This is a genomic window from Streptomyces sp. NPDC048002 (genome assembly GCF_040653275.1).
GTDB lineage: Bacteria > Actinomycetota > Actinomycetes > Streptomycetales > Streptomycetaceae > Streptomyces.
On the sequence record NZ_JBEZNL010000018.1, the window covers coordinates 1 to 20,504 of the forward strand.

The 20,504-nt window shown below is 69.3% G+C and carries 19 protein-coding genes and 3 pseudogenes; 7 read left to right on the forward strand and 15 right to left on the reverse strand.

Annotated elements, in window-relative coordinates:
- Window positions 1-75: 75 nt before the first annotated feature.
- The 11 genes and pseudogenes from AB0E07_RS22060 to AB0E07_RS22110 form a co-directional block, all read right to left on the reverse strand.
- Window positions 76-258, reverse strand: coding sequence for an FxLD family lanthipeptide (locus AB0E07_RS22060; RefSeq protein WP_362254601.1), 183 nt, complete (start codon window positions 256-258; stop codon window positions 76-78).
- A 145-nt stretch (window positions 259-403) separates the two neighbouring features.
- On the reverse strand, window positions 404-982 hold the full coding sequence (locus tag AB0E07_RS22065) for a DUF6624 domain-containing protein (protein ID WP_362254604.1): 579 nt from the start codon (window positions 980-982) through the stop codon (window positions 404-406).
- Window positions 979-1,542, reverse strand: coding sequence for a hypothetical protein (locus tag AB0E07_RS22070; protein WP_362254608.1), 564 nt, complete (start codon window positions 1,540-1,542; stop codon window positions 979-981). Before AB0E07_RS22070 ends, AB0E07_RS22065 begins: the two co-directional genes overlap by 4 nt.
- Window positions 1,543-1,625: 83 nt before the next feature.
- The gene (locus tag AB0E07_RS22075) at window positions 1,626-2,108 is read right to left on the reverse strand and encodes a LuxR C-terminal-related transcriptional regulator (protein ID WP_362254612.1); all 483 of its coding nucleotides are present in this window, start codon (window positions 2,106-2,108) and stop codon (window positions 1,626-1,628) included.
- A gap of 125 nt (window positions 2,109-2,233) precedes the next feature.
- The gene (locus AB0E07_RS22080) at window positions 2,234-3,487 is read right to left on the reverse strand and encodes an acyl-CoA dehydrogenase family protein (protein WP_362254615.1); all 1,254 of its coding nucleotides are present in this window, start codon (window positions 3,485-3,487) and stop codon (window positions 2,234-2,236) included.
- Between the two features lie 58 nt (window positions 3,488-3,545).
- A complete protein-coding gene (locus AB0E07_RS22085; RefSeq protein ID WP_362254618.1) occupies window positions 3,546-4,175 on the reverse strand; it encodes a GAF domain-containing protein in 630 nt (209 codons plus the stop codon).
- Window positions 4,175-4,810, reverse strand: a complete 636-nt coding sequence (locus AB0E07_RS22090; protein ID WP_362254621.1) for an ATP/GTP-binding protein — start codon at window positions 4,808-4,810, stop codon at window positions 4,175-4,177. The genes AB0E07_RS22085 and AB0E07_RS22090 overlap by 1 nt, the downstream gene beginning before the upstream one ends.
- 7 nt (window positions 4,811-4,817) lie before the next feature.
- Window positions 4,818-5,234, reverse strand: a complete 417-nt coding sequence (locus AB0E07_RS22095) for a DUF742 domain-containing protein (RefSeq protein ID WP_362254624.1) — start codon at window positions 5,232-5,234, stop codon at window positions 4,818-4,820.
- Window positions 5,231-5,740, reverse strand: coding sequence for a roadblock/LC7 domain-containing protein (locus AB0E07_RS22100; RefSeq protein ID WP_362254627.1), 510 nt, complete (start codon window positions 5,738-5,740; stop codon window positions 5,231-5,233). Before AB0E07_RS22100 ends, AB0E07_RS22095 begins: the two co-directional genes overlap by 4 nt.
- A gap of 64 nt (window positions 5,741-5,804) precedes the next feature.
- Entirely contained in the window at window positions 5,805-7,319 is a 1,515-nt protein-coding gene (locus AB0E07_RS22105; protein WP_362254630.1) for an ATP-binding protein, read from the reverse strand.
- A 25-nt stretch (window positions 7,320-7,344) separates the two neighbouring features.
- Window positions 7,345-8,076: pseudogene (locus tag AB0E07_RS22110) on the reverse strand (glycoside hydrolase family 15 protein); the annotation flags it as partial.
- A gap of 48 nt (window positions 8,077-8,124) precedes the next feature.
- Between AB0E07_RS22110 and AB0E07_RS22115 the strand changes: the two are divergent.
- Window positions 8,125-8,613 (forward strand): annotated as a pseudogene (locus AB0E07_RS22115) (SAM-dependent methyltransferase).
- A 137-nt stretch (window positions 8,614-8,750) separates the two neighbouring features.
- On the opposite strand, the gene AB0E07_RS22120 reads toward AB0E07_RS22115, so the two are convergent.
- Window positions 8,751-9,224 carry an ATP-binding protein gene (locus tag AB0E07_RS22120; RefSeq protein ID WP_362254633.1) on the reverse strand — a complete coding sequence of 158 codons (474 nt, stop codon included), beginning with the start codon at window positions 9,222-9,224 and terminating at the stop codon, window positions 8,751-8,753.
- A gap of 237 nt (window positions 9,225-9,461) precedes the next feature.
- On the opposite strand from AB0E07_RS22120, the gene AB0E07_RS22125 reads away from it, so the two are divergent.
- Window positions 9,462-10,808: a hypothetical protein gene (locus AB0E07_RS22125; protein ID WP_362254636.1), complete on the forward strand. Its 1,347-nt coding sequence runs from the start codon at window positions 9,462-9,464 to the stop codon at window positions 10,806-10,808.
- Between the two features lie 24 nt (window positions 10,809-10,832).
- Window positions 10,833-11,384, forward strand: a complete 552-nt coding sequence (locus AB0E07_RS22130) for a GNAT family protein (RefSeq protein ID WP_362254639.1) — start codon at window positions 10,833-10,835, stop codon at window positions 11,382-11,384.
- A gap of 810 nt (window positions 11,385-12,194) precedes the next feature.
- Here the strand turns inward: AB0E07_RS22130 and AB0E07_RS22135 are convergent.
- Window positions 12,195-12,653 carry an SMI1/KNR4 family protein gene (locus AB0E07_RS22135; RefSeq protein WP_362254641.1) on the reverse strand — a complete coding sequence of 153 codons (459 nt, stop codon included), beginning with the start codon at window positions 12,651-12,653 and terminating at the stop codon, window positions 12,195-12,197.
- A gap of 138 nt (window positions 12,654-12,791) precedes the next feature.
- Here AB0E07_RS22135 and AB0E07_RS22140 point away from each other — a divergent pair.
- Window positions 12,792-13,984 (forward strand): IS3 family transposase gene (locus AB0E07_RS22140; protein WP_362254644.1). Its coding sequence is split into 2 segments (ribosomal slippage): window positions 12,792-13,056 and window positions 13,056-13,984, totalling 1,194 coding nucleotides; the frame shifts between segments, so codons are not numbered across the junction.
- Window positions 13,985-14,090: 106 nt separating this feature from the next.
- Here AB0E07_RS22140 and AB0E07_RS22145 read toward each other — a convergent pair.
- Window positions 14,091-14,956, reverse strand: a pseudogene (locus AB0E07_RS22145) (IS5 family transposase).
- Window positions 14,957-15,499: 543 nt separating this feature from the next.
- On the opposite strand from AB0E07_RS22145, the gene AB0E07_RS22150 reads away from it, so the two are divergent.
- Both AB0E07_RS22150 and AB0E07_RS22155 read left to right on the forward strand, forming a co-directional pair.
- On the forward strand, window positions 15,500-16,462 hold the full coding sequence (locus tag AB0E07_RS22150; protein ID WP_362254647.1) for a helix-turn-helix domain-containing protein: 963 nt from the start codon (window positions 15,500-15,502) through the stop codon (window positions 16,460-16,462).
- 47 nt (window positions 16,463-16,509) lie between these two features.
- A complete protein-coding gene (locus tag AB0E07_RS22155; protein ID WP_362254650.1) occupies window positions 16,510-17,745 on the forward strand; it encodes a site-specific integrase in 1,236 nt (411 codons plus the stop codon).
- Window positions 17,746-18,031: 286 nt separating this feature from the next.
- Here AB0E07_RS22155 and AB0E07_RS22160 read toward each other — a convergent pair whose 3' ends face one another.
- Window positions 18,032-19,162, reverse strand: a complete 1,131-nt coding sequence (locus AB0E07_RS22160; protein WP_362254652.1) for a magnesium and cobalt transport protein CorA — start codon at window positions 19,160-19,162, stop codon at window positions 18,032-18,034.
- A gap of 131 nt (window positions 19,163-19,293) precedes the next feature.
- Here AB0E07_RS22160 and AB0E07_RS22165 point away from each other — a divergent pair, with 131 nt between their 5' ends.
- Entirely contained in the window at window positions 19,294-20,400 is a 1,107-nt protein-coding gene (locus tag AB0E07_RS22165; RefSeq protein ID WP_362254655.1) for a winged helix DNA-binding domain-containing protein, read from the forward strand.
- Window positions 20,401-20,504 lie beyond the last annotated feature (104 nt).

The window sequence follows — 20,504 nt, forward strand, 5'->3', positions numbered from 1 at the left end:
TGGGGGGGGGGGGGGGGGGGGGGGGGGCCGGGGGGCCCCCCCCCCGCCCCCCCCGCGCTGCCGGGGTGTCCCGGCTTATGAGGTGGTGCAGGCGCTGGGGCAGGAGCTGCCGCAGTTGTCGCCCGTGCCGCACATGAGGGCCGTCTCGGTTGCCGGCGTGCCCTCGATGAAGGTGATGTCGAGCCCGAACGGGTCGTCGGACTTCACGAGGTCGGCCTGCGCGGGGGCGGTCGGCCTTTCGGTCTGGATGGCGGTCATGGATGCCTCCTAGGGAGTGGTGGATGGTGCGGGATGCCGGGGCCCGCTCAGGCTCCGGGGTCTGTTGCCGGACGGCGGCCGGCGGCGGAGCTCGGGCAGTCGCGTCCGGTCGGTGGGTGGGGTGGCCGTCAGGGCATCGGCTCGTTCACGCAGCCCCCGCGAGGATCGGGGTCGGCGCTTCGTCGGCGGAGCCCTCGAACGGGTAGCGGCGGCGCACCGCCTCCAGAGCGGCGGCGATGGACGGCAGATGGACGGTGGCCCGGCGTGTGTCGACGGACTCCGGCGCGCGCAGTCGGCACAGCTCGATGCCGTCGGGGCGCAGCAGAAGCTGGGTGCCGTACTCCTGGTCGCGCCCGCTGGTGATGAGGGCGCGGTCGTGCAGGTGCGCCCAGTGCTGGACCAATGCGTCGCTGGCCTGGACCGCGCGACCCAGCAAAATGGTCGCCGCGCGTTGGAAGGCGGGGGTGTCGTCGCTGTGCAGGGCGATGCTCCACGCGGCACGGGCGGCGTCGGGTCCGACGAGGCGGTGGCCGGGCCAGTCGTGCTCGGCGAGGATGCGGCCGAGGAACTTGGTGTTGGCGTGCTCGGCGTGACGACCTTGGCCCATGTGGACTGCGTCGAGCTGGTTGCGGACTCGTTTAGCCCGGTGCACGGCCGACTGGGCCGCCCGGGCGATCAGTTCGCGGGCGAGGTCGGGGCGTTGGGGTTCGGCGGTCGTCGTCACGCGATGCCCCGATCGTCTGGGGCCTTCTCCGGCGCGTGGACGCGGCAGGCGATGAGGGTGCTCACCCCGGACCGGTGGTCGGCGGCGAGTTCGAGGCGGACGACTCGGTCACCCTCGCGTCCTGTGCCGGAACCGCGGATGTTCCAGCCCATGTCGGTGAACCGCCGCAGCAGGCCGGCGATGGGGTCGACGTCCAGGGGGTGGCGAGCCAGGGCCTCGGCGCGTACGGCGGGCAGGTCCTGCCGGGCGGCGAAGCCGGAGGCCCACAGGGTGATCAGCCGCGTGATGTCGTCGGGGTGGTCGGGCAGGGTGTGTACGTAGCCGAGGAAGAGGCAGGTGCCTTTGCCCCAGCCGAGACCGGGGTCGCGCTGGGGTATCAGGCAGGCCAGCAGCTTCCCGTCCTCGAAGAGCCCGGCCGGCCTCGTCTCCGGGTCTCGGAAGAGGGCCGGGACGTCGGCTTGAGCGGGCACGGGGAGGCCGCGCAGGGTGAGCCAGCGAAGGCGGTCTTGGACGAGAGCGGCGGCTTCCTCGCGCTCGGCGTCCGTGCGTAACGTGTGCATCTCGTACACGGCGACTGGGGGCGCCGTGGTGCATCGTGCCGCAGTTGGCCGGTTCTGGTCGGCCGTTGAGGTCGGGTGCGGGTTCACTGGCTCGCTCCGGTGCGCGTCGGCTCAGCCGGCAGCAGGTTCCAGCCGTGCGCCAGGATCACCAGGTGGGTGGTGTCCTTGGCGCCCGTGTCGGCGAGCAGTTGGTCGAGCGCGGCGCGCAGGTCGGCGGGGGCGAGCTTGGCGGCGAGGGCGGTACCGCGGGGGTCGCTGTGCTCGGCGACGGCTCGCAGCAGCAGCAGGTCTTCGGGACGGAGCTGGGGCGCCGGCCGGTCCGCCGTGGGAACGGTCACCTGTTGGGTGGCGAACAGGCGGTGCACGATCACCGGGGGCTGGCAGCGCGGAGGGCAATGAAGGCTTTCGCGGATGTCACGCATGTACTGGCGGACAGTTTCGGCCGACAGCCCGGTCTGCGTGCCGATCTCCTTCGGCGGGAGGCCGCGTGCCAGGTGCTGGGCGACGCGCAGCAGGGTCGGCGTCAGCGGAGTGATGGGTGCGCTGGTCGTTAAGGACGGGGCCACGATTGCTCTTTCTCGGCTGGGATGGACGGTCACTGGGCAGGTGCCGCCGGTCCTGCGGGGGACGGGGCCGGCGGCACGGACCCGTGCGCGGCGGTGCGGATTCACGGGGTGGCGCGGACGGGGGTCTAGGCGGCGGTCGGGCCGGGGCGGGCCCAAGCGGCCTCGGCGGCCAGGCGTTCGGACCACTGGAGGTCGTCCTCGTCGAAAGCGGCGTCCGCCAGGCGTATTCGCTGTATTTCGCCGGTGCCGGCCGGTGGGTAGGTGTGCTGGATGTCGCGCCAGAGGCGCTGGAGGACGTACTCGCTGTCGAGGGCGTGGGCGCCGTGCAGCTCCATGGCGTCCTGAGCCGACTGCGCTGCCCACTGGTGGCCGAGGTACTTGGAGTTGATCAGGTCGGCGTCGCAGGGCAGGCCCTGGTCGAGAAGGTGCACCGCCTGGTAGGCGAGTATCCGGCCGGCACGCAGCCGGGCCTCCATGGCGCCGACGCGGTCCCGCAGAACGGGCAGGTCGGACAGGGTGCCCCGGTAGCGGGGGCGGGTCTTGAGCCGCGTGGTGGTGGTGTCCACGATGGCCTCGTGAATGCCGAGGCTGACAGCGGCCAGGTTGGGGCGGCCGTACAAGATGCTGCTGCTCTGGGCCACGGCCAGGCCCTGGCCGACTTCGCCGACCACGTTGTCCTCGGGAACGCGCACGTGGTCGAGGCTGAGGCGGCCGGCGGAGAAGCCGTGCAGGCCGAGAGCGGTTTGGTGGCGAGGCACGGACAGGCCGGGGCGGTCGGCTTCGACCATGAACGCGGTCAGCGCCTGGGAGGTGCTCACTCCGGGCCTGGAGGTTCGGGCGACGACGAGGTGGGCGCCGGCGAGGTGACTGTTGCCGATGTGGATCTTGCTGCCGTTGATCACCCACTCGTGGTTGGTGCGTTCGGCGGTGGTTGCGATGCCGCCGATGTGTCCGCCGGCGAGTGGTTCGGTCACGGCGATCGACAGCAGCAGGGAACCGTCCGCGACCCGGGGCAGCCAGCGGCCCTTCTGTTCGTAGGTGGCGAAGTGCAGCAGGGCGCCGACGGGGATCAGGGTCGCTTGCAGGATGGCTGCGGCAGCCGCCGAGACTCGCGCGATGCGGTGGATCAGGATCGCCCTGGCCACGTGCCCGCCGTCGAGTCCGCCGAAGGCGGCCGGGACAGTGATGGCGAACCAGCCCCGTGCGGCCATCAGGTCGGCGGCCTTGCGCTCCACCTTGCCCGGGGCAGCCTCCATACGTGAAGCGCGCGGCGCGATCTGTTCGGTCGCGAAGGCGTCCGCCTCCTGCCACAGCAGGTCGTGGCGGGCGGTGAGGTAGGGACGCAGCGAAGGCGGCGGTGGGGTGGGTGTGGCGGACATGATCTTCCCTCTCCCTGGGTGAAGGTCGCAACGCGGAGCGGGTGGGGGGCGAAACGGTCTAGCGGACGGGGGCGCGGGCGATGTGGTCCATCACCTGCGCGCCGACGTTGATGACGATGTCCCGCAGACGGCGGGCCTCGGCCAGGGACCGCTTGTCCGGGTCGATGACGCACACCGTGCCCAGCACGGTGCCACTGTCGTGGATGAGCGGCGCGCCGAAGTAGGAGCGGATGCCGACGGCGTCGACCACCGCGTTGCCGCTGAAGCGGGGGCTGGCGTGGACGTCGTGCAGCGGGAGGGCCTTCCTGCGGGCCATGACCTCCGGGCACCAGCCGTGGTCGCGGCTCATGGTGCGGCCGACGATGACGAACCCGCTATCCACGGGCGGCTGGTGCAGCCCGACGAAGGTCTGCTCCTCCAAGAACAGGTTGACGAACCCGTACAGGAACCCGGCCCGCTCAGCCATGTCGCGGGCGAGGTCGTCGAAGTCCTCGTTTGCCGTGGTGGACACGCCCAAGTGCTGTAGCAGCTCGTAGCGTTGCGCCAGCTCCGGTGCCTGCCGGGCCAGCGGGTCGGCGGGCGGGGCGACCGGTCCGCCGCCGGCGTCGCGCATGTCGCGCCGGGGCAGAGACCGTGCGGCCGGTTTGGCCTGCGGTGTGCGGTAGGTGTCGCTGTGGTGGTGTGACATCAGGCGTCCTGGAGGCTGGAGGCGGGTGCGTGGCCGCTGCGGCTGATGGAGGTGTGGTGCACGGCGTGGCTGACGAGGGTGAGCAGGACGCCGGCAACGTGATTGGAGTTGCGGGCGTCGCAAGTCACCACCGGTACGGAGGCGGGGAGTTCGAGGGCGGCACGGACCTGCTCCGGGTGGTAGCGGTGTGCTCCGTCGAACTGGTTGATGGCGACGACGAAGGGCAGGCCGATGTCCTCGAAGAAGCTGACGGGGGTGAAGCTGGACTCCAGACGGCGGGTGTCGACCAGGACGACCGCGCCGACGGCTCCGCGCGAGAGGTCGTACCAGAGGTCGACGAAGCGGTCCTGGCCCGGCGTGCCGAACAGGAACAGCTCCAAGGGCACGGGCGCGTCGGGCAGGCTCAGGCGGCCGAAGTCGAAGGCGACCGTGGTGGTCTGCTTGGCCTCGATGCCCGCCAGGCTGTCGACGTCCGCGCTCGCCTCGGTCAGGTACTCCTCGGTGCTCAGGGGAGTGATCTCGCTGACGGCGGCCACGGCGGTGGTCTTGCCCGTGCCGAAGCCCCCGGCGATTACGATCTTCAGCACGGCCGGCGCGGCGCCGACGGCCGGGCGTGGCGGGGGATGCAGGGACATGGTCGGGTCATCCGGCTTGGGGGTAGGCGAGGGCATCGGGCCACTTCCTCTTCAGGCCCGCGGAAAGGGCCGCCAGCAGTTGGGTGGAGGGACCGGCACCCGAGTCGTCCGGACCGGATGCGGTATCAGGGGCGGTGACAGGAACGACCAGGGCGTCGGCGTCCAGCAAGTCGGAGACGAGGACCTTGACGGCGGTGACCGGCCGGCCGAGGCGACCCGCCAGCTCGGTCACCGAGCGGCGGTGTGCCCGGCACAGGGCGAGGATCCGCGCGGATTCCTCGGCCTGCGCCGGCCCGGGCCGTCCCGGCCCGGCTTCCAGCACCGTGTCCAGAGCGAGCAGATGCCTGGGCTTGGTGCGCCCGCGCGTCAGGGTGTAGGTCCGCACGAACGTCGACTCCTCGTCCGCCGAGCCGTGCCGGGTCACCGCAGTTCGCCGCTCGTGCCAACGCGGACGGGGATCAGCATGTAGGGGGCGAACTTGGACACGAGACGGCCCATCTCGAAGCCGATACCTCCGGCGTCGGCTTCCGTGGTGGCGATGACGGCGAGGACCGTGTCCACCTCACCGTGTTCGCCGGGGCGGTTGTCGAAGGCCGCACTGCGCCCGGCGCTCTGGACGAAGAACAGGCAGTCCTCGCGTTCGATGATGACCTGACGAGCCGACCGCTTCTTGTGGCTGGGGCCGGTGATGTTCGCGGAGAGGGAGGCGACGCCGCTGATGGCGGCCGACAGCTCGTCCGCCCAGTCCTTGTCCACGTCGCTGTCCAGCAGGCGCAGTCCGTCACGCGACAGTAGGACGGCGTGCGTGACGCCAGGGACGTCCGCGGCGAACTGACGCAGCAGCCAGGCCATGTCATCCCGCTGGCCACCCGCGGTGGTTTCGGAGGCGGGCGCGCCGGGCGCGGTGTGCGTCTCGGGGTGCGTGCTCATGGGGATCGCTCCAGAAGGGGAAAGGGTCAAGTGCCAGGGGCGGACCGGGGAGGGAAGGGGTACTTCAGGACCTGGGGTGGTGCTTGTCCGGACCGGGGGGATGAGTGGTCCCGCCTGCCTGGATGCCGGTACGGAATGCGGCTGCGAGCCCGGGCGTTGGCGCGCTCACCGGCGCTTGCTCCCGCTCACGCGGTGGACGGAACGCGCCGGTCTGACGTGGACGAGTGGGGAGGGCGGGCGCGTCCGCTGAACGGTTGGCCGTTGCGGTTCCCGTGGCGTCGGCCGGGCTCTCATGCGTGGCTTGCCGGGCCGATGGGGTGGGCGGCGCGACGGCCTGCCGCTGTGACAGCCTGGGGGTGTGAGCCTCGCCGGTGTGGATGCCGGCGTCCCCAATGCGGGGGAGCGCGACGAGGAGCCGCGCCGGAATGACGACCAGCGCGGTGGTGCCGCCGGTCACGTTCTCCTGCAGAACGACGGACAGGCCATGCGACTGGGCGATCTTCGCTGCGACCAGGAGCCCGAGTTGCCCGGCTCGTACCTGGCCACTGACGTCGACCTCGTCGGGTGCCGCGAGCAGGTGGTTCATCTGCGTCCGCGCCTGCGGATGCATGGGGACGGCCCGATCCTCGACCTCGACCGCCAGCCCGTTCGCGACCCGCTGAGCCCGCACCATGACCTTTGTCGCCGGATCGGAGCACTCGCAGGCGTTCTCGATCAGTTCCGCCAGCAGGTGGGCGAGGTCCGGGCCGACATGGCCGGGAAGGCCCAGCTCGGCGCCCACGGACCCGGCCGCGACGGACACCCGCGGATACTGCACGACCTCGGAGACCGCCCCGCGCAGCGCGGTCGTCACCGGCACAGGCCGGTTCGCGCTGCGCAGTGACTGTCTGCCCAGCACTGCCGTGCTCTCGACCTGGCGCCGCATCCGGGTCACGAGGTGATCGATCTCGAAGATCTTGGCCAGCAGCTCCGGGTCGTCGGTGAGCATCTCCAGCTTGCTCAGCGCTAAGAGAGCCTTGCCGACCAGGGCGTGCTCGCGCATGGCCAGGCGCCGCAGCACCTCCAGGAGGACGACGGACTGGGACTCGTCGTGTACGCGGATCAGCGAGGCGATGGCCTGTCCCTGGAGGACGCTCAGGACGTTGTTGATGTCGGACCCCGGGCTGGCAGGGGGCGGCGCCTGCGGGTTGTGCAGGGGCGGGCGTCCACCGCGGCACAGCTCGTCCGCCGACCACTGCACCGACTTCTCGATGGCCGCTGCTGCCTCCGCAACCGTTGAAAGCGCCGCTGCCTTGGTTTCCTCGACGGCTGTGGAAACGGCTCCGGCGGCGGTGCGTGCTTCGCGAGTCGCGACCGAGGCGACCCCGGCCAGTCCGCAGAGCAAGCCGACCAGGATCCAGCCGGGGCCCACCGAGAGAAGGGACCAGAGGGTGAAGGCAGCAGTGAGCAGCGCGGCAACGAGCGCCAGGGGCAGTGCTACGGCGCGGCGGGCGCAGTGCAGCGTGATCGCGTCGACCGGGGGCGGCTGTCTACGGTGGCCGGGCCCGGTCGGCCGGGCCGGGAAGGCGCTGTCAGACATGGGAATCCTCATCCAGGGGTGGGGGCTAGACATGCTGCGGCGTCAGGTCCGCTGCACTGTGGCGCGTGCTTGGGGAGGGCGAGCGGGGCGCCGAGACCGCCAGGACGCGGCGGCGAGACGGCTGCGTCGCCAGCTGCCGGAGAAGCCGGGCACTCTGGATCATGCCCATGCGGTTGAACGCCTGCAGGAGGTTCCCGAGCTGGCGCTGCTGGAGGGGGTCGTACTCCTCCGCCAGAAGCCCGAAGCCATTGCGCAGCGACAGGAGGCGCTCGAACAGATTGCGGGCCTCATCAACGCGACCGGTCAGGGCCAGGCCATCGACGAGCCAGAAGGAGCAGAGGAGGAAGGTGCCCTCATCACCAGTCAGCCCGTCCACCCCGGTGCGGTAGCCGCAGGTGGGGTATTGGCGCACGAGCCCATCCGACATCGCGAGTTCACGGCGTACGGCGTCCACGGCGCCGACGACGCGGGGATCGTCGGGCGGCAGTAAGCCGGTGCCGGGGATCAGCAGCGTGGCGACGTCAAGTTCCCGCGAGCCGTAGGACTGAGTGAAGGTGATCAGGGGTTCCACGTCCATGTCGAGCACGCCCGCCTCGACCAGGCGGATGGTGCGGTCGACAGCCACCCAGGCCATCACCCTGGAGTGGACGAGGTGCCAGCGCGCCCCCCGGATCACCCAGACCCCCTCGTCGGGCTCCTGCCGGCGCCGGGAGAGGTGCTCGACGAGCTGCCAGTGCAGGACCGCGGTGTCGGCGCAGATGGCGGCCCGCGGACAAGCATCGCCCGAGGAGAGGAACCAGTACCGGTGACTACGTACGAGGTCGAAGCAGTCGCAACGGTCGTCGGCGGCCACACCCGCGTTCAGAACGACTGTCAGGGCGGAGTTGAGTCGGTGATCCGACTCAACGAGGCGTATTCCCTCGAAACCCTCCAGGGCATCGAGGAGTTCTCCCACCTGACCGTGACATGGCACTTCCACCTGGCACGCCCCGAAGACGTCGAGCTGCCCGAGCGCAGCCCACGGGGTAACGCCTCCTGGCCGGCGACCGGCACGCTTGTCCACCGCAACCACCGGCGCCCCAACCAACTGGCAGTCAGCTACCCGCAGCTGCTCAGCGTGGACGGCCGGAACCTCGTCGTCACCGACCTCGACGCCGTCGACGGAACTCCCATCCTCGACGTCGCGCCGTACTTTGAGTAAGTGAGCCCGCGCGGTCCGATCCGTCAGCCAGTCTGGCGGGGCGAGATGCGCGCGACCTACTGGCAGGACGTGACAAGGCGTCCCCAGCCCTAAGACGACGTCAGCACGCCAGGCGGGATCGCTGATCACGCCTACTTTCTGGTGCTGGACGGAACCAGCTGAGACACGGCCAGCATGTGCGCAGAGGGGCGCCTTGGCGCATACCTCATCTGGTTGTTTGCCCCGGCCGTTCATCGCCGCGTCTCCACGGGTAACCCGAACGCAGCCCATGTGGTGCGTCCGCCGTCGCTCACGCCCCAGTCCTGGGCCAGATGGTTGACCAAGTGCAGGCCACGTCCGCGAGTGTCCTCGTCGTGCACGGGCCGCATCCGGGCCGGTGCGGGGTTATGGTCGCTGACCTCAACCAGCAGGCGGCCCGCGCTGCACTGCACCCGTAGCCTGATGTCGCCGCTGCCGTGCTGGACAGCGTTGGTGACCAGTTCGGAGACGGTGACGACGACGTCGGTGGTCAGCGACTCGGACAGGTGCCACAGGCGCAGGTGCGAAGCTGTCATTCTGCGGGCGCCGATGACGCGGTGACGCTCGGGTGCGAAGGCGACTTCGAATCCTCGCTGGGGTGCGTGAGTTCGCCGGTGCTCGCCGTCTTGCTCGGTAGGTGGGGCACTGGTGCTCTTCGTCGAGTTCATCGCTGGCCTCCAGGTCATACGCAGAGTCTGTGATCACCTCGGTACTCTGCGCGACCACTGCAACGAGCCTGGCCAACACCGCGAGCCGAAACCACCCACGAAGTTCCATCGGCTTGCCTCTGCCTTTACCGAGGAAGCTTCTATGTCTCCTCGGACTTCCCTCGGCCTTGCTGAACGGCCCTTGCCACGGGCAGCGTGAAGACGAAACCGGTCTAACGTCAGCCGAGTTGACGCGCTGGCGCACAAGGAGGGCACATGTCGGAGACGCAACCCACCTTGTTCCGTGTCGAGATCGATCGGCGCGCGTGGAAGGACCACGTTGTCTTCCTGCGGCACTTCAGGAAGTCTGCCGCAGAGGTTGCCAAGATCGACGCGATGCCGCACCTGGCAACGCTGGAGCCGGCCGCCGCCACCTTCGAGGCTTGGTACTACACCGGCCGGAAGCCGCAGAAGGACTTCCAACGGGTCCTGACCCACATGTTCGGTCACAGCATCGACCAGCTCTGGGGACCGGCTACAGAAGTGACTCCCGGCGCGGCGCCCGGCACGCCACACACCGACGTCCCTGCCTACCTCGGCACGGACCTGCGCGAGATGAGAAAGGTAGGCGCGATGGCTGCGCGACGCGCGATGCAGTTCACTCTGGGGGCCGAGAATAACCAGGTGGGAGAGGAAACGCTCGGATTCCTCCGCGATGAGGTGACCCGCATCGCCCAGGAGTACCCGCGGCTCCCCCTCTCCGAGCTGTGGGAGGATCTGGCGCAGGCGCAGGACGACACCTTCCGGCTCATTGAGGGCGGTCGCGCCCGGCCCACGCAGGCTCGTGAGTTGCTGCGGATGGCCGCCATCCTCTCCTTCATGATGGCCAAGGGAAGCCACGACATGGGGGACCCGGCGACCGCTCGGATGCAGGCCCGTACCGCTGGCTTCTGCGCCCGGGAGGCCGAGGAACCGGCGCTCGTCGCTCTGGTCGACGGTCTCAAGAGCCTCATCGCCTACTGGGCGGGGCAGCCCGAGGACGCCCTCCACTTCGCCCGCCAGGGCGCCGCCGGGCACCAGGGCGGTAGCGTGTCCGTCTGGCTGCCCGGCCTCGAAGCCCGCGCCGCCGCGGTGCTCGGCGACGCCGAGGCGGTCCAAGAGGCCACCGTTCGCGCCGAACACCTCCGCGAAGCGATCAGCCCCGACGCACTGGACGAGCTGGGCGGTCTATTGACCTACTCTCTGCCCAAGCAGCGCTACTACCACGTGGAGGCGGCCGTCCTCCTGGGCCAAGGCGACGACCGTCTGGGAAGGCTCGCAGAGGAGGCGGTGAAGGGCCTGAGCGACAAGGACGACCCGAGCTGGGCCTTCGGTGACCTCGCCGGATCCCAATGCAACCTGGCTTTGGTCCGGCTCAACGGCGGCGACCTCGAAGGCGCAGCGGACGCTGTACGCCCCGTGCTGGACCTGCCCCTCAGCTACCGCAACGCCGGCATCGTCACCTCCGTCCACCGCGTGCGCAGCGCCTTGGCCACCGGCACCCTGCGGGAGGCGGCGACCGGCCGGGAGCTGCACGAGGAGATCGGGCTGTACAAGCCCATCCGCCCCGCCCTGCCCCGGTAGGCGGCACGCCGGTACAGTCCTGGCATGCACCCCGTCGCCCGTTCCAGCGCCCGCCTCGCCCTGCGTGAGACCGACATCGCCGACGTGGACGGCGTGCACGCGGTCTACGGCAACGCGGAAGCCACGCGGCACCTCTCGTTCGAGCCGCGCACCCGCGACGAGGTGTGCCAGATCGTGGCGCGGTCAGTCGCCTCGGCCGCAGCGGAGCCCCGTACGGAGTACACGCTGGCCGTCGTTGAGCGGGACACGCAGCACTTGGTGGGGGTCGGTCGCCTGGCAACCGACCCCCACCAGCAGCGTGCGGTCACGATGGGCTTCGCGCTGCGCCCAGACGCGTGGGGCGTCGGGTACGGCCTGGAGACCGTCCACCTGCTCCTAGCCGTGGCCTTCCTCGACCTGGGCCTCCACCGTGTCTGGGGCGCCCGCTCGCCACTGAACGCTGGCTCCGCCCGCACCATGGCCGCCGCCGGGATGGTCGAGGAGGGCGTCATCCGGGGCCACATCCAGCGCGCCGGGCAGTGGCGGGACTCTGTCGTCCACGGCATTCTCGCCGAGGAGTGGAAGCTGCCGGCCTGAGCTGCTTCCGGAGGTAGGCCGTCGAGGTCGGCCCTACAGCGGTAGGGCGCCTCTCCGGAGTATCCGTCGTGGTACGCCACCGTTCGGCGCGGTCCCAGCCGGGGTGGTGCAGGAGGTAGTCGGTGCCTGCATCTCCCTCAAGGTTGCGGTAGACGATGTGCAGGCGGCCAGCGGTGACCGGGATCGAGAATGTGGGCCAGTCCGCGCGTCCTGTCATCCGGCGGTGGAAGTCCTCCGCAGCGTCGTAATCGGCACCGAACAGGAGCTCCTCGGCCTCCTCGCTCTGCACGCAGGAGTGGAGGTGCCCAAGCCAGAACAGGGGCTCGTCGAGAAGCTCGGGGAGGTGGGCCAGACGGCCGCCGTCGTAGCCCGGGATCTGGTCCGGGTGCATGCCTGCGCTGTTTGTCACAACGCTCATCATGCCGCTGACCTCTGTCATCGCCGCAGGAGGCTGCCGCCGACGTGACTGCCAGAGCGCAATCGCGGCTGCGCCTGGCCCTACGGGACAAACCTTACTGAGATTTTCGTTAGTTGGGTCTGTTCCGGTACCACACGAGAGCCGGGCACCATGCGAGAGATCCACATGCTCACGGAGTACGAAGCGCCATAGGCGGACCCGCAGGGGTGTTGGTATCCCCTGGGTAGGCCGAGAAGCGCGATCCCGACGACGGCAACCTGACCAGGTTTTGGTCAGGACAATTCGTCCGCGGCAAAGAACAGTCGCTAGATGCATCGATGAACGGACCACGCAGAGCACGTAATAGAGCAGGCGCTTACAACGGCTAACAAAATGGGCGCTGGGGCCTGCGCTTACAGGTGTCCCTGATCGCCGTCGGCGTTGAACCTTGTCAGGGAGTGCTCCAGCAACTCCAGGAACTGTCGTAGGTCATCGGCCACCTTGTCGAGCTCGGGTTCGTCCAGCGACGCTGTCCGCGTCCGGTAAACGGCCCCATCGTGCCCCGCGACGTAGATCAGGCCGCCGCCGTTTGAGCCGATGACCAGGCCATGGGCCTTTTGGTCCGTACCGACGTCGACAACGCCGTACTCCTGGAGCCGCATCAGGACGTCACCGGCCGGATCGAGGAAGTAGCCGCTGCCGACGTCCGCCCAGGTGACATCGCCGATGCTCTCGTAGAAGGTGACCAGGTCAGCTGGTGTAGGGGTGACTTGGGCGAGCGTGCGAGCCGCGGCTTGATCGTCGTTGTCGGCCAGCCGGACCTGGTTGGTCCCAGGTGGGAAGCCGTGCCGATGCTCGAACTCGCCTGTCATGGCCGTGAGAGTCCCGGAGACTCTGTCTGTCCACGAGGCCAGCCAGGCAGGCGAAAGCGATCGGTCTGAGCTGTACTGAGATTTGTGGAGTCCCTGATGCCAGGGTTACTGTCCTGGCGAAGGAGATCCACCAGCACCATGGCAGCACCCCGTAAATATCCGGACGAACTGCGCGAGCGTGCGATTCGCGAGGTCCGCAGCACCGGTCGCCCGATCGCGCACGTGGCGAAGGATCTGGGCATCCACAAGGAGGCCCTGCGCGGCTGGGTCCGCCAGGCCGAGGCCGACCGCGGGGAGCGGGACGACCGGCTCACCACCGCCGAGCTGGACGAGCTCAAGCAACTCCGTAAAGAAGTAGCGGAGTTGAGGCGGGCGAACGAGATCCTGAAAGCCGCGTCGGTGTTTTTTGCCCAGGAGATCGACCGTCCCCGGACGAGGCCGAGCAGGTGATCGACCACCTGCGTGACAGAGGTCTCGGGGTCGATCCCGTCTGCCGGGTGCTTCAGCTGTCGCCGTCGACGTACTTCGCCCGAAAGAAGCGGCCGAAGTCAGCCCGCCGGCTCCGGGACGAGCAGCTCATGCCGCTGATCGAGCAGGTCCACGCGGAGTCGGGCGGCACCTATGGCGCCCGCCGGATCACCCGCGCGCTTCGGCGCAAGGGCCATGGTGTGGCCCGCTGCACCGTCGAGCGGCTGATGGCCGAGCTGGGCGTGGAGGGCGTCATCCGTGGCCGGCGGCGTCGGACCACGATTCCGGAGCCGTCGGCGCCGCGTCCGCCGGACCTGGTCGACCGCGACTTCACCGCCTCCCGGCCCGATCAGCTGTGGGTCGCGGACATGACGTATGTCCGCACCTGGTCGGGATGGGCGTATGTGGCGTTCGTCCTGGACGTGTACTCGCGGATGATCGTCGGCTGGCAGGTTGCGAACCACATGCGGACTGAACTCCCGCTGGAAGCCTTGGAGATGGCGCTCTGGCGGCGTCGGATCAAGAAGGACTCCGGACTGATACACCACAGCGACCGAGGATCGCAATACGTATCAATCCGGTATACCGACCGGCTCGCCGACATCGGCGCCTCCGCCTCGGTCGGCTCCGTCGCGGACTCGTATGACAACGCGATGGCGGAGGCGCTGAACGGGACCTTCAAGGCCGAGCTGATCGAGATGCAGGGTCCCTGGAAGGACGTCGACCAGGTCGAACGGGCGATCTTCCAGTGGATCACCTGGTACAACGAAGAACGTCTTCACTCCGCGCTCGACTACGTACCGCCCGCCGAGTTCGAGGAAGCCTTCTGGCGCAGCCAGGAGCAAACCCCGCAGTCCGCCTGAACCGATCAAGATCGGACTCTACGAAACTCGGGGCAGCTCAGTCACTCATGAGGCCGGATCATGGCATGAGCCACGGACATCCATGGGGTGCCCAGCGTTTCCGGTGTCAGCGCAATGCCCTGAGTTGCCGATGGGTGATGAGGCAGCAGGCGAGTCTGAGGAAGGCTTCGTGGATGTCGGCTCGCCGTTCCCAGCGGATGCGCAGGCGTCGGAAGCGGTGCAGCCAGGCAAAACTCCTCTCCACGACCCAGCGGTAGGTGCCCAGTCCGGTGCCGTGCAGGGTGCCGCGGCGGGCGATCGCGGGCACGATGCCGCGGGCGTGGACCTGGTCGCGGTAGATGTCGTGGTCGTAGCCGCGGTCGGCGAACAGCGAGTCCGGCTTGCGGCGAGGATGACCAACCCGGCCGCGGACCGGCGGGATCGCGTCGAGCAGGGGGATGAGCTGGGTGACGTCGTTGCGGTTGCCGCCGGTCAGCAGGACCGCGAGCGGGGTGCCGTGTCCGTCGGTGATCAAGTGATGCTTGGAGCCAGCCCGCCCCCGGTCGACCGGCGACGGGCCCGTGTGCTGCCCCCTTTTAGCGCCCTGACGTGCGAGGAGTCGACCACGCAGCGGGACCAGTCCAGACGTGCGGCTGCGTTCAGTTCGGCCAGCAGGATCTCGTGCAACCGCTGCCAGACGCCGGCCTCGTTCCAGTCCCGCAGCCTGCGCCAGCACGTCATGCCCGATCCGAAGCCGAGGACCCTGGGCAGGTACTCCCACTGGATCCCGGTGTGCAGTACGTACAAGATCCCGCACAGCACCGCCCGGTCCGGCAACGGCTTGCGACCTGGATACCGGAACCTGCGCTCACGCTGCGGCAGCAGCGGCTCCAGACGGTCCCACAGTTCATCCGACACGATCCACGGCGACTTCCCCACACCGGACCGAACGCTCAACTCCCGTCCCGGACAAGGCAGCCAGGACTGATCCACCTCATTGTGTTAGCCGCTGTTAGCAGGCGCCTGCTCTATTCGGCAGCTGCCCGTCATGGGTTCTGCGGTACGCGGCCTTCGGAGTGATTCGCCGACGGCAGACAGGTTGAGGCCGGAACGGACTGGAATAGATCGTCGACTTCAAGCAAACCTAGAACGGTTGCTTGGGAGCGGCAGCAACTGCCGCTCTCCGTTTGCCGCGTGACCTCTACGCCTCCGGCGGGAGCGGGAATATAGCACGGGATCGCCGGTTACCCTAACCGGCGATTCTCTGGACCATTGAAGATGTTCAGCCGCCCCTGGTTCCGCGCGGTAGGTCGGACGCTCTGCCCATCCCCATTTCCAACTCCCAAGGAGCTTTCCTACGACTGCAGTTTCTAACGAAGGAACGTTCCATCTGTCTGAGCGGCAGTGTTTTTCGATCCTGGACTGAGCCGTGGCGCAGCCGCGGAACGGACTCGCGATGCGGGCTTTCCTGGCTTCCATCGCTCTCGGGGCGCGGTGCTGCGGCCGAAGGAGGCGCTGACGCTGCGAGGCCGAGAGGTGGAACTCGACGATGACGGTCACGGCTTCCTGCTGATCCCCTCCCAGGGGCCAGAGCCCCGCCTGGAGGAAGCCGACGGCACGCCCACCGTGCGGCGTGTACCTGTAAGCCGAGATTTGGCGGCGATCCTGAAGGAGGAGATCGCCCGGCGCGGCCTCGGCTCCGACGGCCTGGTATTCGTTCTGGACGACGGGCGACCGCTGACCGCACCTGTCTACCGCAAGCTCTGGCGGCAGGCGCGGGCGGCGGTGCTGGAAGCCCACGAGATCGACTCGCCGCTCGGCAGGACCGTCTCCGCCCTGCGTGACGCGCGTATCGCGACATGGCTGCGGAACGGCGACCAGACCGCAGCGCACATCGTCGCGGTGGCAGAGTGCGTCGGCATGAGCGCCCCGCGCCTCGCCGAGCGCTTCGCGCACTCCCTTCGCCAGCCGACACCGGCCAAGATCCCCTGGCACCTCCTCGAAGAGGCCATTGACCTTCCTGAGCTGCCGAGCCAGCACATAGGCGCTGTAATCGCCCCTAACTGGAAGCCCACTTACGGCTCGTCCGTCAGGCCCTTCCTGCTTCACCCCGGCCGACGGTTTGGCGGTGAACCGCCATTCCGCCCACCTGTCCCGCTCCCATCCGCACCTCACAGAAGATCGCCGATGCCTGCGCGCCCTGTGCTCGACACCTCCGCTGCCCCTTCTTCCCCTGCCGCTGTACGCGCGGCGTTCCTGACCGTGAAGGACGCCGCCAAGTACCTCGGTCTCTCGCCCCACACCCTTTATGTCTGGCGCCACCGTCGACAGGGACCGCCGAGTTTCCGCATGGGCTCCCGCGGCCGCGTCATGTACCGGCTGGAGGCCCTGGATGCCTGGATCCGCGAACAGGAGCAGGCCGACTCCCGTTCCAACACGACCCTCAGCCCCCTCAACGCCGCACCACAAAGCCGATCGGACTACGACACGAGCGTCTAGCGGGCACCTGAACTTGCTACCGCCCACCGCCTACTGGAAGGGGCCGCTTGGCCGGCTACATCGAAGACCGCTGGCTCAACAAGAAGAAGGACCCCGTCACCGGCAAGCGGGAACGAACGGCCCGCTACGGCAAGGGCTCCCGATACCGTGTCGCCGGCATCCCCGGCGTACGGGACAAGTCCTTCGACACACTCGAAGACGCCAAGGCATGGCTGCGCCAGGCGGGCACCGACAGCGAACGCGGCGAGTTCGTTGACCCGCGCGACGGCTCCATCCCGCTGGACGACTACGTGGTTCGCTACTGGCAGGCGGGAGTTCGGGGCAGCCCCGCCACTGTCAAGCGTATTGACGAGCGGGTGCGGCTCCATATCCGGCCGCATCTCGGCTCGGTTCCCCTGCGTGACATCACGGCATCGGTGCTGCGCGGCTACATCGCCACGCTGGAGACTGAATGCTCCCCGAGGTACGCGCGGCAGATCCTCTCCACCCTCTCGAACATCCTCGAGACCGCCATCGATGACCGGCGTCTGGTGCGCAACCCGATGCGGGCCAAGTCGGTGCGCTGGCCGAAGGCGCCCGAGAACCAGAGGGAAGCCTGGGCGCTGGAGACTGCGCTTCGGGTTCGGGACGCGATCAGCCCGCGCTACCGCATCGCTGTCGTGGTCGCGCTGGGTTGCGGTCTGCGACAGGGGGAAGTGTTCGGGCTGTCACCAGAAGACGTCGACTTCGCCCGCGGGGTGCTCCGCATACGTCGGCAGGTGCAGCTCCTGAATGGCCGCTTGTACTTCGCACTGCCGAAGGGCGGCAAGACTCGCGTCGTCGACATGCCTCCCTCCGTTGCCTCGGCGCTGGCCGAGTACTTCCTGGAGTACCTCGCTGTCGAGGTAGAGCTGCCCTGGGGAGGCCCGGAAACCGATCGGGAGAGGAAGAAGTTCCCGCTCATCCTGACCACGACGTACGGCAACGCACTCCGGGCGAACATGTTCAACGTCGACGTGTGGAAGCCCGCTCTGGCAGCGGCCGGCGTCATTTCCGTGCGCAAGACGGGCGAGCGCTGGGCGGTGTCCCGCAAGGACGGCTTCCACGTTCTGCGGCACACCTACGCCTCGGTCATCCTCGAAGCGGGTGAGTCCGTGGTCACCCTCGCCCGGTGGCTCGGCCATGCGAGCCCGACCATCACCCTGGACTTCTACGCCCACTTCATGCCTGAGGCCGGCGGGAAGGGGCGCAGCGCGATCGACACGCTGTTCAACCGCAATGCTCAGGCCGTCGCCGACGCGTAGGGGAAACGGTTCATCGAAGCCTGTACGAAGAGGGGCACAGCACTTGCTGTGCCCCTCTTCGTGTTCTGCAGCCCAGGTCTTCGCTCACTCACCGTGATGATTGGCGCTGCCCGTGGATGTCGGCACGGGGAAGCTTCGGCAGGGCCCTTGCTTGGGGCGGGGGAGAGATGGCCGATGTGGACCGTGTTTCATTCTCCCCAGATTCTCCCCAGCGGCCCGAGAGGGGCGGTGCCCCGCTTGTCCGATGCCCCAGGGTCGCTGGGTGTGTGCTCGCGCGGCCGATTGCTCAGAGCCAATCCCGTCGCTTGAAGATGATGTACAAACCGGTACATACAGAGGCCATTAGGCCGATCGCGAACGGGTAACCGAACACCCAGTGCAACTCCGGCATGTGCGTGAAGTTCATCCCGTAGATCGTCCCGACCAGGGTCGGAGCGAACAGGATCGCCGCCCACGACGAGATGCGCTTGATCTCCTCGTTCTGCGCGAAGCCCGCCTCCGCCAGCGCCCGCATCTCCGCGTTCTGCTGCTGGGTGACCAGGGTCGCGTTCACGGTGAGGATGTCCGTCAGCGCCTGTCGGAAGCCGTCCACCCGTTCGCTGGTGTGGGTGACGTGGTCGGCGACGTCCCGCAGATAGCGCTGGAGTTCCTCGTCCGTGCCGTACTTGGCGAAGCCCGCCATCAGACCGTGCAGCATGCCCACCAGCGGGCGGGTGGCCCGTTGGAACTCGACCATCTCCCGGGAGAGTTCGTAGATGCGCCGGGAGACCGCCGGGTCCCCCCGGAACACCTCCGTCTCGATCTCGTCGACGTCGTTCTGGACGCCCGCGACGACCGGCGCGTACCCGTCGACCACCGCGTCGAGGATCGCGTACAGCACCGCCTCCGGGCCCAGTTTCAGCAGGTCGGGCGTCTCCTCCATCCGGCGCCGCACCGCCGACAGATCGGGTGCCGCGCCGTGCCGGACCGTGATCACGAAGTCCGGGCCGACGAAGACGTGCAGCTCGCCGAAGTCGACCTCCTCCTGCGCGTCCAGATAGCGGGCCGCCCGCAGCACCACGAACAGCGTCTCGCCGTACCGCTCCAGCTTCGGCCGCTGATGGGCCTCCAGCGCGTCCTCCACCGACAGCGGATGCAGGTCGAACTCGGCCGCCAGGGACTTCAGTTCCGCCTCCGTCGGGCGGGCCAGCCCGATCCAGGCCATGCCGGCCGGCTGCTCGCGCAGCTCCCGGAAGGTCTCGGCGAGGGTGGCGGGGGAGGAGACCCGTACCCCGTCCCGGTACAGGGCCGACTGGACGATGCTCGGCGGCTCCGCCTCGGGGACGGGCGGCTCGGCCGGCCGCGGCGCGGGCTCCGCCGGGGCGGACGGGGGCGCGAGGGCGCGGCGCCAGACGGGCTTCCGGTTGCTCTTCGACATCGTGGCTGCCTCTCGGCCGACGCCCGGGGTGATCTCGCAGCAGGTTATACGGGGTGCGCGAGGATCGGGCGGCGCGGCGGAACCGGGTTCGCGGACCGTCGTTGTCCGCAAGCGGTACTAGCGTGCCGGACATGACGAAGACGACGACCGCCCAGGGCCCCGTTCTCGGCACCCGCGCCCTCAACCGCGCCACCCTCGACCGTCAGCTGCTGCTGCGCCGCACCCCGATGGCCGCGCGGGCCGCCGTGGAGCACCTGGTCGGGCTCCAGGCCCAGGAGGTCAAGCCGCCGTACTACGCGCTCGCCGCCCGGCTCGACGGCTTCACCACCGGGGAACTCGCCGGGCTGCTGGAGAGCCGTGCGGCCGTCCGTATCGTCACCCTGCGCTCCACCATCCATCTGCACACCGCCGAGGACAGCCTCACCCTGCGGCCCCTGGTGCAGCCCGCCCGGGACCGGGAGATCAACCTGTTCCGCAAGGGGCTGAACGGCGTCGACCTGGACCGGCTCGCCGTCCTCGCCCGCGAGCTGGTCGAGGAGGAGCCGCGCACCATGAAGCAGCTGCGGGAGGCGCTCGGCACGCGGTGGCCGGACGCCGACCCGCAGTCCCTGGCCATCGCGGCGCGCTGCCGGCTGCCGCTCGTCCAGGCCACCCCGCGCGGGGTGTGGGGCAGGAGCGCCCAGGTCACCCTGACCACCGCCGAACACTGGCTGGGCCGCCCGCAGGAACCCGCCGCCACCGCGGAGACCGCCGTCCTGCGCTATCTGGCCGCCTTCGGACCGGCCTCCGTGAAGGACATGCAGACCTGGTGCGGCCTGACCCGGATGCGCCCCGCCTTCGAACGGCTCCGCCCCGAGCTGCTCACCTTCCGCGACGCACAGGGCGTCGAGCTCTTCGACCTGCCCGACGCGCCGCGCCCCGACCCCGCGACCCCGGCGCCGCCGCGCTTCCTGCCGGAGTTCGACAACCTCCTGCTCTCCCACGCGGACCGCACCCGGGTGATCCCGCCCGCCGACCGGGGCCGCACCTGGCAGGCGAACACCTTCTACTGCCCGCTCCTCGTCGACGGCTTCCTCGCGGGCGTCTGGCGGATCCTCGACGGCGCCCTCGTCATCGAGCCGTTCCGCGAGCTGACCGCCGCCGAACGCGCCGAGGTCCTCGCGGAGGGGGAGTACCTGCTCGGGACCGTGCACCCCGACGAGGGCCACGACCTGCGCTTGGGCAAGGTCCTGCCGTAGCCCGTCGGACACGGGCCGGGACCTGGATCGGGACATGGATCGGGGGCGTTGCGGGCCGCTCGTGGAGGCCCGCAACGCCCCCTGGCAGTGCACCTGAGGGATAC